Below are 13,460 nucleotides of genomic sequence, written 5' to 3' on the forward strand. Positions count from 1 at the left end.
CTTACTTGGTGCGTTTGAATTTTCCGGTGAACAGGTAGTTCATCACCAGCGTGGTGACGTACGCGGCCACGGGCATGTCGGGCGCCGGGTCGGCCGGGCTCAGGTGCAGGTCGAGCTGGTCGCACCGGTCGATCAGGCGCGTGAGCAGCTTGTGCACGCGGTACTTCTTCTCGTTGGTGGACTCGCACACCGCATCCATCAGCCGGCGGCGGCGCGCCCGCAGCCAGGTCGAGGCCTTCGCCGCCGCGCCCGCCTCGGGGGCCCCGGCGAAGAGCTGCCGCAGGTCGCGGTCATAGAAATCGGGATAGGTGTCCTCGTTCTGCTTCCGCTTCTTCAGGTAATACGTCTTCAGTTTCTGGTTCAGGCAGTTGAAATCCTTCTCGCGGTAACCCGGCTGGTAGGGCGCGGTCTGGCCGGCCAGCGAGCGCATGAGCTCATCCACGTACTCCAGCTTCTGCAGCGCCTTCCAGCCGTGGTAGCGCTTCCGCCAGTCGAGCCCGGGCGTCAGCCACACGGCGAAGGTCTCCGCGAAATCCTCGTCCGGGTGGCTCTGGGCATACCAGTCGTCGAGGTGCACGACGTACGAGTGGCTGTAGGGCCGCGGCCGGTAGAACTCCGGCGTGTCGTCGTTCGAGCTCTTGCCGAAGACCCGCTGCCACTTCCGCTTCCGGAACAGCTGGAACGCGTACATGTAGGCGTGCGCCGCCTCGTGGCGGATCAGGCGCATGAACCACCCCGGGGTGTCCCCCTCGACTTCGAGCATCAGCTTCGCCTCGAGCCGGCGCAGGCGCTCATGGGTCAGGAAAAACGGCACGAAGATCGCCGGGATGCCCACCGGCACGAACCACTCGTCCCCGACATGGCACGGTGGGTGAAAGGCCAGGCCTTTGGCCGAGAGCTCGCCGTACAGCTGCTGGATCAGCGGCTCGAGGGGCGTGCCCGGCAGACTCAGCCCCAGTTGGGAAATCTTCCGGTCCAGCAGCAAATCGTCGTCCAGATCGTGCCAGTCGGGTGATTCCATCGCCGGACCCTAGCCGGAATTCGTTCCGGCATGAACCAAATTCCGCCGGCCCTGGCCCCGGGCCGCCCCGGTTTGACACCCGGCCGGCCGTTCGCCTTTCTCCCGCGATGCCCATTCCGCCGCCCCTGCCCGATCCCGTCGACGCCGAGGAAGCGAGCCTGGCGCGCGAGGAAAAGGAAGCCTTCCGCCTGCCGCTGGCCGTGCCCTCCGCCCTGCGGCAAAACCCGGGCCTGGCCCTGACCGCCCTCTACCTGGGGGCCTCGGTGATCGGCATGTTCTTCCATCATCTCCTGCTGCGCCGCTTCGGCCTCAACGCGCTGGATTTTTCCGAGACCACCGACTTCCTGATGATCGTGGTGCGGGAACCCCTGACCGTCGCCCTGGCCCTGCTCGGCGTGCCGTTCTACATCGTGTACGGGAACACTGTCGTGAAAGTCGGCGGATGGCTCCAGCGGGTCTTCCCCCGACTCAAACGCAGCCCGGCCCAACGCCGGCAAAGCCTCGAGACCACCCGCCGCTGGGGCCCCTGGCTGCAAGTCGCGTTCATCCTCACCTACGCCCTGCTCTTCCTGATGCTCTACTCGACCTGGCGGGCCAATCGCATCAAGGCCGGGAACTTTCGCCCCCTGATTGTCGAGTACAAGACCGACTCGCCCCGCGTGGATGGCAGCCAGCGCTCGGATCACCTCGCTCTGCTCGGCACGACGTCGCGCTTTGCGTTTCTCTACGATCCCACGGCGCGGCGTACGGAGGTGGTGCCCCTCGATTCCATCGCCCGACTCAGCTGGGATGGCCGTACCCGCCGCGAGCAGGAGGCCGATGAAAAGGCCGCCCGCCCCACCCCGGCGGCCAACCCTCCGGCCAGCAGTCCGCTGCCCGCGGCCGCCCCGGCCGCCGCACCCCAACCGACCGCGCCGACCTCGCCCGCGGGCTGATGACCGCCGCGCCCGCGCGGCGCCGACTGCATGTCCGCCCTGAAATGCAAGGGCGCGCCCGCGGATTGTTGCCGGGCTTATTGTCACCGCGTTGTCGCCTAACACCGCGCATCCGACGCGTCTGCTCGCCATCGCGGTCCGTAGCAGTTGCCAACACCCGGACGCTTTCGTGTCCGGATTGTTCTCAACCAAAAACAAAAAATCCGTCTCCCCATGAAACTCCGTTCCCTCTTCGTCACGCTCGCGCTCGCCACGGGTCTGGTCGCTTCCGCCTCCGCCAAGACCGTCGTCGACATCGCCGTCGGCTCCCCCGACCACACCACGCTCGTCGCCGCCGTGAAAGCCGCCGGCCTCGTCGAAACCCTGAGCGGGCCCGGTCCGTTCACGATCTTCGCCCCGACCAACGCCGCCTTCGCCAAGCTCCCCGCCGGCACCGTCGAGTCCCTGCTCAAGCCCGAGAACAAGGCCCAGCTCGTGGCCGTCCTCACCTACCACGTCGTCCCGGCCAAGGTCCTCGCCGCTGATGTGAAGTCCGGCCCCGCGCCAACCGTCAATGGCAAGACCCTCACGCTCAAGGTTGACGCCGACGGCGTGATGGTGAACAACGCCAAGGTCATCGCCACCGACCTCGTCGGCTCCAACGGTGTCATCCACGTGGTCGACACCGTCATCCTGCCCTGACGCGGTCGGCCGGTTCCCGATTTTTTCGTCTCGCTTCCACGCGCCCCTGCGACCCTCCGGTCGCGGGGGCTTTTTTTGGTGTCCGTTCCCGGCTCGCGCGCGGACTTGCGCCTCGCCGTCCCCGGCCGCGCCTGTTTGGCTCGAGGGGAGATGAAACCCCGCCTCACCCTGCCGGTCCTCCTGTGCCTCGTCACCCCGGCCCTCGCGGGCCAGCCGTACCGCGACGCGGTGCACGCCGGCGGCCCGCAGGTCATACCCGGCGCGGTCTTCTGCGCCTACTTCGACGAGGGCGGCGAGGGCGTATCCTATCACGACACCGATGCCGTGAACTCGGGCAGCGGCCGGCTCAATCCCGCCAACGGCACCTACCTGAACGAATTCCGGCAGCACGGCGGCCTCGACACCTCCTACACCAAGCAGGTCCCCGATCTCGATGCACCCAGCAACCGGGTCGTGCCGCCCTCGGCCTCCTCTACGTCGGTTGGAACGAACCCGGTGAGTGGTTCAACCTCACCGTCGAGACGGCCACGGCCGGCCCTTACACCGCCGATCTGCTGTACACGGCGCAACGTGACGCGGATGTCTCGATCGAGGTGTCCGGCGGGACACCCCACCGCTTCACCCTGCCGTCCACCTTCGACCCCGCTGAGACCATTCCCTGGCGGCAGTGGCATCATTGGAACGTGCTGCCTGATGCCGCCACGCTCGACCTGCCGCGGGCGTAACCGTGCTCACCGTGCGCATCGTCACCGGCGGCAACTGCAACCTCGCCACGCTCCTTTTCCGCCCGGCCGGCACCCCACGCCAAGGACCGGCCATCACGGCCCTCACCACGCCCGCGCGTTGAGCGGGCCCCACTCCGGAAAGGTGGAGCGCCTTGCCCCCAAGGCGCTGCCGGCCGCGGAAAAACGTGCAACCAGCTCTGCGGCATGGGTCCGGCTGAGGCCCCGGTCCTCGTCGGATTGATTGCCGGAATTTGGTTCCCGCTATATTTTCCGGAATAATCACCCCCCGACGGCAACCCCGGCTGCGGCCCGGGTCCGTTCAGCGGCAGACCCTACCTTGGGTCCGCCGTCGCCGGCTCCGTTGAGCCGGTCTCCCTCCACCCACCCACCTGATGAAAAAACAAAACTCTGCTTACCACCACCCTCCTCGCCACCGCTGCGCCGCCCTCCTTTTTGCGGGCTGCGCCAAAAATGATCGCGAGGAGGTCGCCGACAAGTCCAAGGAAGTCTACCAGGACACCAAGACCGCCGTCGCCGCCGGCTGGAACAACCTCAAGGACTTCACCTTCGAGAAACGCAACGACTTCACCGCCACCCTCAAGGCCCGCCAGGCCGACCTCGAGGCCGGCATGAGCAAGCTGCGCTCCGAATACTTCCGAAGCCAACGCCAGCGCCAGCCGCAAGGCCGCCCATGGCCGAGCTGAAAGGATTCCGAGGCCAACTATTAAGGATAAGCCTCGCCGCCGTGGGCAACGCCTCCGCCGACACCTGGACTGCCGCGCGCGACGACGTCGCCGCCGCCTGGGAACCGTCTGCAGGCTTCCTACGCCAAGGCCCGCGCCGGGGAATAACCACCCCGGGCCTTGGCCCTATCCTCGCAGGCGCGTCGCCTGCCGCTCCAACTCAGTCGTTATGGAGCCGCGGCGACCTCGCCGTGGCATCACCCGGCGGAGGCCCGCGGGCCTCCGCCCTTTTTTCGCCCACCCGCCCCGCTCACGCCGCGAGGAAAACCCGTCACGATCAGCAGCGCCACGGCAGGATGCCCATCAGGCTCTCGCCGGCGATTAGGCCCGACGCCACCGGCACCACCGTCTTCTCCGCCAGCACGGGATGCTTGCGGCGCAGCACTCGCGCCCGCCGCGCCCAGGAACATCGCGATGCAATTGCTGCCGGGATCACCATCGCGATGCCGATTGCCGGAGGGGGCGACGGCAGCAGCGGACGAAGCCTCTTGGGCGCGAACTTTCTCGGCCAGCGCCAGCGCCACGCCGAGCGCGAGGCCGATCAGGCATCGCCGACTTCGAGGAGGGATGCAGCGCCGACAGCGCCATGCGCGAAACGCCTGCGACACCCCCGCCCAGACCACACACGACGGCGCCGGCCAGGCCTCGCCCCCGAGCACGCTCGCGGTTCGGGGAATGATCAGGTTGAAGGCGGGCACCACCACGATGGCCCCGACCACCACGCCGAAGAGCTGCGCATAGACCTGGTGCCGCGGCTTTGCGCCGAGCCAGGCCAGCCGTCTTGAGCGTGGTCAACAAATCCGCGGCGTGCAGGCCGATGCCGCCCGTGACGTTGGCCGACATGATGTTTCCCGCCACGTTGCCGGGCGTGATGATGCCGTAGATCATCTGCGTGACCGGACCCAGCGCCTTCGTCGGCGTCACATCCGTCTCGCCCGTCACGCGCGCGGCCACGAATCCCATGACCACCGCCAGCGGCACGGCGATGAGCCGGCCCAGAGCGGAATCTGGAACAAACCCACCATCAGCGCGGTGACGACGGGGGCGCCAGCACGACGAAACCAACCGGAAACCACCACGCGGGACACTCGATGGCGGCGATGCCGCTGTCCCCCGCCTCGGCCTGTTTCCGGAACCACGCGCGTCAGGCCGCTGAAGGAGCGCCCGATGCTCTTGTAATCCAGCGCGAACGACGTGAGCCCCGAAGCCACGAGGATCGCCGCGCCCGGCCAGAGCGTCCAGGCCACGATGGCCTTGTAACTGACGGTGGTCACGATGCCCTGTCCCCGGCGAAGAGCTGCCGCAGGTCGCGGTCATAGAAATCGGGATAGGTGTCCTCGTTCTGCTTCCGCTTCTTCAGGTAATACGTCTTCAGTTTCTGGTTCAGGCAGTTGAAATCCTTCTCGCGGTAACCCGGCTGGTAGGGCGCGGTCTGGCCGGCCAGCGAGCGCATGAGCTCATCCACGTACTCCAGCTTCTGCAGCGCCTTCCAGCCGTGGTAGCGCTTCCGCCAGTCGAGCCCGGGCGTCAGCCACACGGCGAAGGTCTCCGCGAAATCCTCGTCCGGGTGGCTCTGGGCATACCAGTCGTCGAGGTGCACGACGTACGAGTGGCTGTAGGGCCGCGGCGGTAGAACTCCGGCGTGTCGTCGTTCGAGCTCTTGCCGAAGACCCGCTGCCACTTCCGCTTCCGGAACAGCTGGAACGCGTACATGTAGGCGTGCGCCGCCTCGTGGCGGATCAGGCGCATGAACCACCCCGGGGTGTCCCCCTCGACTTCGAGCATCAGCTTCGCCTCGAGCCGGCGCAGGGCGCTCATGGGTCAGGAAAAAACGGCACGAAGATCGCCGCGGATGCCCACGGCACGAACCACTCGTCCCCGACATGGCACGGGTGGGTGAAAGGCCCAGGCCTTTGGCCGAGAGCTCCGCCGTACAGCTGCTGGATCAGCGGCTCGAGGGGCGTGCCCGGCAGACTCAGCCCCAGTTTGGGAAATCTTCCGGTCCAGCAGCAAATCGTCGTCCAGATCGTGCCAGTCGGGTGATTCCATCGCCGGACCCTAGCCGGAATTCGTTCCGGCATGAACCAAATTCCGCCGGCCCTGGCCCCGGGCCGCCCCGGTTTGACACCCGGCCGGCCGTTCGCCTTTCTCCCGCGATGCCCATTCCGCCGCCCCTGCCCGATCCCGTCGACGCCGAGGAAGCGAGCCTGGCGCGCGAGGAAAAGGAAGCCTTCCGCCTGCCGCTGGCCGTGCCCTCCGCCCTGCGGCAAAACCCGGGCCTGGCCCTGACCGCCCTCTACCTGGGGGCCTCGGTGATCGGGCATGTTCTTCCATCATCTCCTGCTGCGCCGCTTCGGCCTCAACGCGCTGGATTTTTCCGAGACCACCGACTTCCTGATGATCGTGGTGCGGGAACCCCTGACCGTCGCCCTGGCCCTGCTCGGCGTGCCGTTCTACATCGTGTACGGGAACACTGTCGTGAAAGTCGGCGGATGGCTCCAGCGGGTCTTCCCCCGACTCAAACGCAGCCCGGCCCAACGCCGGCAAAGCCTCGAGACCACCCGCCGCTGGGGCCCCTGGCTGCAAGTCGCGTTCATCCTCACCTACGCCCTGCTCTTCCTGATGCTCTACTCGACCTGGCGGGCCAATCGCATCAAGGCCGGGAACTTTCGCCCCCTGATTGTCGAGTACAAGACCGACTCGCCCCGCGTGGATGGCAGCCAGCGCTCGGATCACCTCGCTCTGCTCGGCACGACGTCGCGCTTTGCGTTTCTCTACGATCCCACGGCGCGGCGTACGGAGGTGGTGCCCCTCGATTCCATCGCCCGACTCAGCTGGGATGGCCGTACCCGCCGCGAGCAGGAGGCCGATGAAAAGGCCGCCCGCCCCACCCCGGCGGCCAACCCTCCGGCCAGCAGTCCGCTGCCCGCGGCCGCCCCGGCCGCCGCACCCCAACCGACCGCGCCGACCTCGCCCGCGGGCTGATGACCGCCGCGCCCGCGCGGCGCCGACTGCATGTCCGCCCTGAAATGCAAGGGCGCGCCCGCGGATTGTTGCCGGGCTTATTGTCACCGCGTTGTCGCCTAACACCGCGCATCCGACGCGTCTGCTCGCCATCGCGGTCCGTAGCAGTTGCCAACACCCGGACGCTTTCGTGTCCGGATTGTTCTCAACCAAAAACAAAAAATCCGTCTCCCCATGAAACTCCGTTCCCTCTTCGTCACGCTCGCGCTCGCCACGGGTCTGGTCGCTTCCGCCTCCGCCAAGACCGTCGTCGACATCGCCGTCGGCTCCCCCGACCACACCACGCTCGTCGCCGCCGTGAAAGCCGCCGGCCTCGTCGAAACCCTGAGCGGGCCGGTCCGTTCACGATCTTCGCCCCGACCAACGCCGCCTTCGCCAAGCTCCCCGCCGGCACCGTCGAGTCCCTGCTCAAGCCCGAGAACAAGGCCCAGCTCGTGGCCGTCCTCACCTACCACGTCGTCCCGGCCAAGGTCCTCGCCGCTGATGTGAAGTCCGGCCCCGCGCCAACCGTCAATGGCAAGACCCTCACGCTCAAGGTTGACGCCGACGGCGTGATGGTGAACAACGCCAAGGTCATCGCCACCGACCTCGTCGGCTCCAACGGTGTCATCCACGTGGTCGACACCGTCATCCTGCCCTGACGCGGTCGGCCGGTTCCCGATTTTTTCGTCTCGCTTCCACGCGCCCCTGCGACCCTCCGGTCGCGGGGGCTTTTTTTGGTGTCCGTTCCCGGCTCGCGCGCGGACTTGCGCCTCGCCGTCCCCGGCCGCGCCTGTTTGGCTCGAGGGGAGATGAAACCCCGCCTCACCCTGCCGGTCCTCCTGTGCCTCGTCACCCCGGCCCTCGCGGGCCAGCCGTACCGCGACGCGGTGCACGCCGGCGGCCCGCAGGTCATACCCGGCGCGGTCTTCTGCGCCTACTTCGACGAGGGCGGCGAGGGCGTATCCTATCACGACACCGATGCCGTGAACTCGGGCAGCGGCCGGCTCAATCCCGCCAACGGCACCTACCTGAACGAATTCCGGCAGCACGGCGGCCTCGACACCTCCTACACCAAGCAGGTCCCCGATCTCGATGCACCCAGCAACCGGGTCGTGCCGCCCCTCGGCCTCCTCTACGTCGGTTGGAACGAACCCGGTGAGTGGTTCAACCTCACCGTCGAGACGGCCACGGCCGGCCCTTACACCGCCGATCTGCTGTACACGGCGCAACGTGACGCGGATGTCTCGATCGAGGTGTCCGGCGGGACACCCCACCGCTTCACCCTGCCGTCCACCTTCGACCCCGCTGAGACCATTCCCTGGCGGCAGTGGCATCATTGGAACGTGCTGCCTGATGCCGCCACGCTCGACCTGCCGCGGGGCGTAACCGTGCTCACCGTGCGCATCGTCACCGGCGGCAACTGCAACCTCGCCACGCTCCTTTTCCGCCCGGCCGGCACCCCACGCCAAGGACCGGCCATCACGGCCCTCACCACGCCCGCGCGTTGAGCGGGCCCCACTCCGGAAAGGTGGAGCGCCTTGCCCCCAAGGCGCTGCCGGCCGCGGAAAAACGTGCAACCAGCTCTGCGGCATGGGTCCGGCTGAGGCCCCGGTCCTCGTCGGATTGATTGCCGGAATTTGGTTCCCGCTATATTTCCGGAATAATCACCCCCCGACGGCAACCCCGGCTGCGGCCCCGGGTCGTTCAGCGGCAGACCCTACCTTGGGTCCGCCGTCGCCGGCTCCGTTGAGCCGGTCTCCCTCCACCCACCCACCTGATGAAAAACAAAACTCTGCTTACCACCACCCTCCTCGCCACCGGCTGCGCCGCCCTCCTTTTTGCGGGCTGCGCCAAAAATGATCGCGAGGAGGTCGCCGACAAGTCCAAGGAAGTCTACCAGGACACCAAGACCGCCGTCGCCGCCGGCTGGAACAACCTCAAGGACTTCACCTTCGAGAAACGCAACGACTTCACCGCCACCCTCAAGGCCCGCCAGGCCGACCTCGAGGCCGGCATGAGCAAGCTGCGCTCCGAATACTCCGAAGCCAACGCCAGCGCCAGCCGCAAGGCCGCCATGGCCGAGCTGAAGGATTCCGAGGCCAACTATAAGGATAAGCTCGCCGCCGTGGGCAACGCCTCCGCCGACACCTGGACTGCCGCGCGCGACGACGTCGCCGCCGCCTGGGACCGTCTGCAGGCTTCCTACGCCAAGGCCCGCGCCGGGGAATAACCACCCCGGGGCCTTGGCCCTATCCTCGCAGGCGCGGTCGCCTGCGCTCCAACTCAGTCGTTATGGAGCCGCGGCGACCTCGCCGTGGGCATCACCCGGCGGAGGCCCGCGGGCCTCCGCCCTTTTTTCGCCCACCCGCCCCGCTCACGCCGCGAGGAAACCCGTCACGATCAGCAGCGCCACGAGGATGCCCATCAGGCTCTCGCCGGCGATTAGGCCCGACGCCACCGGCACCACCGTCTTCTCCGCCAGCACGGGATGCTTGCGGCGCAGCCACTCGGCGCCCGCCGCGCCCAGGAACATCGCGATGCAATTGCTGCCCGGGATCACCATCGCGATGCCGATGCCGGAGGGCGACGGCAGCAGCGGACGAAGCCTCTTGGGCGCGAACTTCTCGGCCAGCGCCAGCGCCACGCCGAGCGCGAGGCCGATCAGGATCGCCGACTTCGAGGAGGGATGCAGCGCCGACACGCCATGCGCGAACGCCTGCGACACCCCCGCCCAGACCACACACGACGGCGCCGGCCAGGCCTCGCCCCCGAGCACGCTCGGGTCGGGAATGATCAGGTTGAAGGCGGGCACCACCACGATGGCCCCGACCACCACGCCGAAGAGCTGCGCATAGACCTGGTGCCGCGGCTTTGCGCCGAGCAGCCAGCCGGTCTTGAGCGTGGTCAACAAATCCGCGGCGTGCAGGCCGATGCCGCCCGTGACGTTGGCCGACATGATGTTTCCCGCCACGTTGCCGGGCGTGATGATGCCGTAGATCATCTGCGTGACCGGACCCAGCGCCTTCGTCGGCGTCACATCCGTCTCGCCCGTCACGCGCGCGGCCACGAATCCCATGACCACCGCCAGCGGCACGGCGATGAGCCCGGCCCAGAGCGGAATCTGGAACAAACCCACCATCAGCGCGGTGACGACGGGCGCCAGCACGACGAAACCAACCGGAAACCACCACGCGGGACACTCGATGGCGGCGATGCCGCTGTCCCCCGCCTCGGCCTGTTTCCGGAACACGCGCGTCAGGCCGCTGAAGGAGCGCCCGATGCTCTTGTAATCCAGCGCGAACGACGTGAGCCCCGAAGCCACGAGGATCGCCGCGCCCGGCCAGAGCGTCCAGGCCACGATGGCCTTGTAACTGACGGTGGTCACGATGCCCTGTGCGACCAGGGCCGGCGCCAGCACGGCGTAGGTGAGCAAGCCTCCCAGCAGCATCGACCAGCCCGTGCGGAAACTCATCAGGGCGCCGCCGCCGAGCAGCACGACCTCGGCCTTCAACGCGATCGTCCACTGCGCGAGGCTGTGGCCGGCCAGCGTCACCGGCAGCCCGATCGTGCCGGGAATCCAGTGCCACGCGTCGCGCAGCCAGGTGAAGACCGCGGCAAAGACCGCCGAGCCGCCCAGCCACGCGGCCTTGCCCGCGCCCCCGCCCGCCGCGGCGGTGTGGATCGACTGGATCGTCTCCGCCGTGGCCGTGCCGGTCGGAAACGCCAGCCCCTCCTGGTTGATGAGCTGCCGCTTGATCGGGATCGCCGCGAACACGCCCAGCGCCGCGATGACACCAAACCACGCGATCATCGAAATCGTGTCCGGTCGCACCGTCGTGATCATGAACAGCGCGCCGAAGGCCGCCATGTTGCCGCCGCCGGTCATGTAACCCGCCCCCGAGGCGACCGTGGTCAGCGCGTTGTTCTCCAGCGGCCCGAGCGGTTTCTTCACGATCCGCAGCGCCTGCAGCAGCTGGAATGACCCAAAGGCCAGGATGCACGCCGTCAGCGTCACCCCCATGCTCCAGCCCGTCTTGAAAAACACGTAGATGTTCGAGAGGCACATCGCCGCCCCGATCAACATGCCGACCACCACCGCCCGCACCGTGAGATTCGCGTCGTGCGGCCGGTACGTGTTTTTCAGCCAGTCGGCTTCGCGGGTGGAGGCATCAGCCGGCACGGCGGCCGGGACGGGGGAAGCAGACGGAGCGGACATGCGGCGTTGGGAGGTGGGAGGTGAGGCGAACGACGGGGCCCAACGCTTATGACACGACCGGCCGGTGAACAAGCCTTAGATGGCCGCCCGCCGCCGGTGCATCTCCTCGAGCAGCGCCGGAAATGCCGCGCGGATGGGCGAGCTGGCGAGAAATTCCTCCGCCTTCCCCTTCGCCCCCCGCGTGCGCAGGCCCGCATAGACGTGCAGCTCAAACTGCAGCCGCAGCTGCGCCTCCGCCTCACTCAGGCCCAGGGCGGCCAGCAGCATCAGCAGCGACTCCACGGTGGAATAACGCCCGTCGTGCTCATGCGTGCGCAGCTGGTAGCGGCCCGGGCCGTCCTCCGGCAAACGCACCAGCCGCCCCCACGCGGCCACCTCGGTCGACATCCGCGCGGCCTCGCGCCAGCTGCCGTCCAGCAACAACACCTGCAACCCCTCCGGCGCCGCCCCGGCCGGCAGGGGCTCGCCCCGAGGGTGCAGGATCCACAGCTCGCGGCCCGGCAGGCGGAAGGTCGCGGGATCGGGCGGCGTCTCGCGCCGGAACAGATGACCGCGCGAGGCCGGCATCACCCGGTTGATCAGCCGCCCCGTGCTGGTCGGGCGGTGATACTCGCGGTGGTGGATCAGCACCTCCACCTGCAACGGGCACACCACCGCCCGCTCCCCGGCGCAGATGCACCAGCGGGGCACAAATTGACACCGGGCGCACCGCGGGGCGCCGGCCAGGACCACACTTCTTGCCATCCCGCCAGCAGGCCGCGCCCGCCCGCCCGGGTCAATCCCCGGCGCGGCCCGGCCACTGGCACGGGAACAGCTTCTGCCCGGGCTACCCCATGAAGCTCCTTGCCGTCTCCGACCTGCATTTCGGCCTGACGCAGTTCGACTGGGTCGTGCAGCAGGCCGGCTCGTACGACGCCGTCATCCTCGCCGGCGACCTCCTCGACCTCGGCGGCCACCTCGACCTCGATTCCCAGATCACGGTGGTCGTGAAATACCTCCGCACCATCAGCACCAAGACCCGCCTGCTGGTCTGTTCCGGTAATCACGACGGCGATGAAAAAAACGCCGACCATGAGTTCGTCGCCCGCTGGCTGCAGCGCGTCCGCGCCGCCGGGCTGGTGGTCGACGGGGCCGGCACGGACATCGGCGGGATGCGGCTTTCGGTCTGCCCCTGGTGGGACGGCCCGGCCACCCGCACGGCCATGGGCGCCTTCCTGCGCGCGGAGCAACCGGTCCCGCCGCGTCCCTGGCTCTGGGTCCACCACGCCCCGCCCGATGGCGTCGGCGTGAGCTGGACCGGACAAAAGCACGCCGGTGACACCTTTCTCGTCGAAACCATCCGCGAGCTCGCCCCGGATTTTGTCTTCTCCGGCCACATCCACAATTCCCCCTTCCGCACCGGCGGGGCCTGGGCCGTTCGCCTCGGCCGCACCTGGGTCTTCAACGCGGGCCACCAACTGGGCGCGCCCCCCTCCTACATCGAGCTCGACCTCAGCCGCCGCACGGCGCGCTGGGTCTCCCAGGCCGGCGACGAGGAAATCTCCCTCGACGCGACGGAAGTCCCAGCCGTACCCCAGACCCCAGCCTAAGGACCGGCCCGCCGGCGACAGGAGTTCCGCCGATCGCCCCCCTCAATCCCCCGCCTCGCGTCGCGGGATGTCCCGCGGGTGCTTGTGCATCAGGCTGTCGAGCACCTCATCAATCATGCCGAGATGATCCGACCGGTCCCGGAACTGGTGCTTGATGTCCACGAGGTAACGGTTGAGTGAATCCAGCCGTCGCGCCAGGATGACCGCCAGGTGCAGCGCGAACCCCGGGTGCAGCTGGAAGAACATGGCCGGATCCTCGACCTGGCGAAAGGTTGCCGCGGTCAGCGCCTTCACCGTGGCGGTGGGCGACGTCCCGAGCAGGTAGGACATGTCGCCGAAAACCGCGCCGGGCTCGTACACCTCGGCGATGACCTCCCCGGCCTTCAGCACCTCCACCTCCCCGCTTTCGAGGAAGAACAGGCCGTCCACCGGGCGCCCTTCGGTGATGAGCACGTCGCCGGGCGCACAGGTGATGGCCGGCAGGGATCGGAGCAGGGATAAATCCATGGGGAAGATGGGGGACAATCCCCGACGAGCAGGTTTC

14 protein-coding genes and 3 pseudogenes are annotated in these 13,460 nt (G+C 68.1%); 9 read left to right on the top strand and 8 right to left on the bottom strand.

Translation table 11 applies throughout. The annotated features are described in order from the left end of the window. Position 1: 1 nt before the first annotated feature. Complete coding sequence (locus Verru16B_RS00890) at positions 2–1,021, bottom strand: putative zinc-binding metallopeptidase (RefSeq protein ID WP_069960523.1); 1,020 nt, start codon at positions 1,019–1,021, stop codon at positions 2–4. 107 nt (positions 1,022–1,128) lie between these two features. Between Verru16B_RS00890 and Verru16B_RS18570 the strand changes: the two genes are divergently transcribed. The 4 genes from Verru16B_RS18570 (at position 1,129) to Verru16B_RS00905 (ending at position 4,066) form a co-directional block, all read left to right on the top strand. Next, the gene (locus Verru16B_RS18570) at positions 1,129–1,956 is read left to right on the top strand and encodes a hypothetical protein (protein WP_069960524.1); all 828 of its coding nucleotides are present in this window, start codon (positions 1,129–1,131) and stop codon (positions 1,954–1,956) included. Positions 1,957–2,169: 213 nt separating this feature from the next. Then, positions 2,170–2,637, top strand: a complete 468-nt coding sequence (locus tag Verru16B_RS00900) for a fasciclin domain-containing protein (RefSeq protein WP_069960525.1) — start codon at positions 2,170–2,172, stop codon at positions 2,635–2,637. Positions 2,638–3,230: 593 nt separating this feature from the next. Further along, complete coding sequence (locus tag Verru16B_RS19025; protein ID WP_257785150.1) at positions 3,231–3,362, top strand: hypothetical protein; 132 nt, start codon at positions 3,231–3,233, stop codon at positions 3,360–3,362. Positions 3,363–3,754: 392 nt separating this feature from the next. After that, entirely contained in the window at positions 3,755–4,066 is a 312-nt protein-coding gene (locus tag Verru16B_RS00905) for a hypothetical protein (RefSeq protein ID WP_069960526.1), read from the top strand. Positions 4,067–4,382: 316 nt separating this feature from the next. Here the strand turns inward: Verru16B_RS00905 and Verru16B_RS19245 are convergent. The 4 genes and pseudogenes from Verru16B_RS19245 to Verru16B_RS00915 all read right to left on the bottom strand — a co-directional run bounded on the left by Verru16B_RS19245 (position 4,383) and on the right by Verru16B_RS00915 (position 5,705). Beyond that, a pseudogene (locus Verru16B_RS19245) lies at positions 4,383–4,827 on the bottom strand (OPT/YSL family transporter). A 103-nt stretch (positions 4,828–4,930) separates the two neighbouring features. After that, positions 4,931–5,068: pseudogene (locus Verru16B_RS19250) on the bottom strand (hypothetical protein); the annotation flags it as partial. Beyond that, a complete protein-coding gene (locus Verru16B_RS18510) occupies positions 5,044–5,379 on the bottom strand; it encodes a hypothetical protein (protein WP_069960527.1) in 336 nt (111 codons plus the stop codon). The gene Verru16B_RS18510 and the pseudogene Verru16B_RS19250, both read right to left, overlap by 25 nt. After that, positions 5,376–5,705, bottom strand: a complete 330-nt coding sequence (locus Verru16B_RS00915) for a hypothetical protein (protein ID WP_157772100.1) — start codon at positions 5,703–5,705, stop codon at positions 5,376–5,378. The genes Verru16B_RS18510 and Verru16B_RS00915 overlap by 4 nt, the downstream gene beginning before the upstream one ends. A gap of 722 nt (positions 5,706–6,427) precedes the next feature. On the opposite strand from Verru16B_RS00915, the gene Verru16B_RS18615 reads away from it, so the two are divergent. The 4 genes and pseudogenes from Verru16B_RS18615 (at position 6,428) to Verru16B_RS00945 (ending at position 9,341) form a co-directional block, all read left to right on the top strand. Continuing rightward, complete coding sequence (locus Verru16B_RS18615; RefSeq protein WP_069960531.1) at positions 6,428–7,090, top strand: hypothetical protein; 663 nt, start codon at positions 6,428–6,430, stop codon at positions 7,088–7,090. A 213-nt stretch (positions 7,091–7,303) separates the two neighbouring features. Continuing rightward, a pseudogene (locus Verru16B_RS00935) lies at positions 7,304–7,770 on the top strand (fasciclin domain-containing protein). A 150-nt stretch (positions 7,771–7,920) separates the two neighbouring features. Continuing rightward, positions 7,921–8,619, top strand: a complete 699-nt coding sequence (locus Verru16B_RS00940; RefSeq protein ID WP_069960532.1) for a carbohydrate-binding protein — start codon at positions 7,921–7,923, stop codon at positions 8,617–8,619. A gap of 269 nt (positions 8,620–8,888) precedes the next feature. Further along, positions 8,889–9,341, top strand: coding sequence for a hypothetical protein (locus tag Verru16B_RS00945; protein WP_069960533.1), 453 nt, complete (start codon positions 8,889–8,891; stop codon positions 9,339–9,341). 144 nt (positions 9,342–9,485) lie between these two features. Here Verru16B_RS00945 and Verru16B_RS00950 read toward each other — a convergent pair whose 3' ends face one another. Further along, on the bottom strand, positions 9,486–11,327 hold the full coding sequence (locus Verru16B_RS00950; RefSeq protein ID WP_069960534.1) for an OPT family oligopeptide transporter: 1,842 nt from the start codon (positions 11,325–11,327) through the stop codon (positions 9,486–9,488). A gap of 75 nt (positions 11,328–11,402) precedes the next feature. Next, complete coding sequence (locus Verru16B_RS00955) at positions 11,403–12,071, bottom strand: DTW domain-containing protein (protein WP_069960535.1); 669 nt, start codon at positions 12,069–12,071, stop codon at positions 11,403–11,405. Positions 12,072–12,160: 89 nt separating this feature from the next. Between Verru16B_RS00955 and Verru16B_RS00960 the strand changes: the two genes are divergently transcribed. Then, positions 12,161–12,916 (top strand): metallophosphoesterase family protein, encoded by a 756-nt coding sequence (locus tag Verru16B_RS00960; RefSeq protein ID WP_069960536.1) that lies wholly within the window; start codon positions 12,161–12,163, stop codon positions 12,914–12,916. Between the two features lie 42 nt (positions 12,917–12,958). Here Verru16B_RS00960 and Verru16B_RS00965 read toward each other — a convergent pair whose 3' ends face one another. Next, positions 12,959–13,423, bottom strand: coding sequence for a Crp/Fnr family transcriptional regulator (locus Verru16B_RS00965; protein ID WP_069960537.1), 465 nt, complete (start codon positions 13,421–13,423; stop codon positions 12,959–12,961). Positions 13,424–13,460 lie beyond the last annotated feature (37 nt).

Origin of the sequence: Lacunisphaera limnophila, assembly GCF_001746835.1 — a bacterium.
Lineage (GTDB): Bacteria > Verrucomicrobiota > Verrucomicrobiia > Opitutales > Opitutaceae > Lacunisphaera > Lacunisphaera limnophila.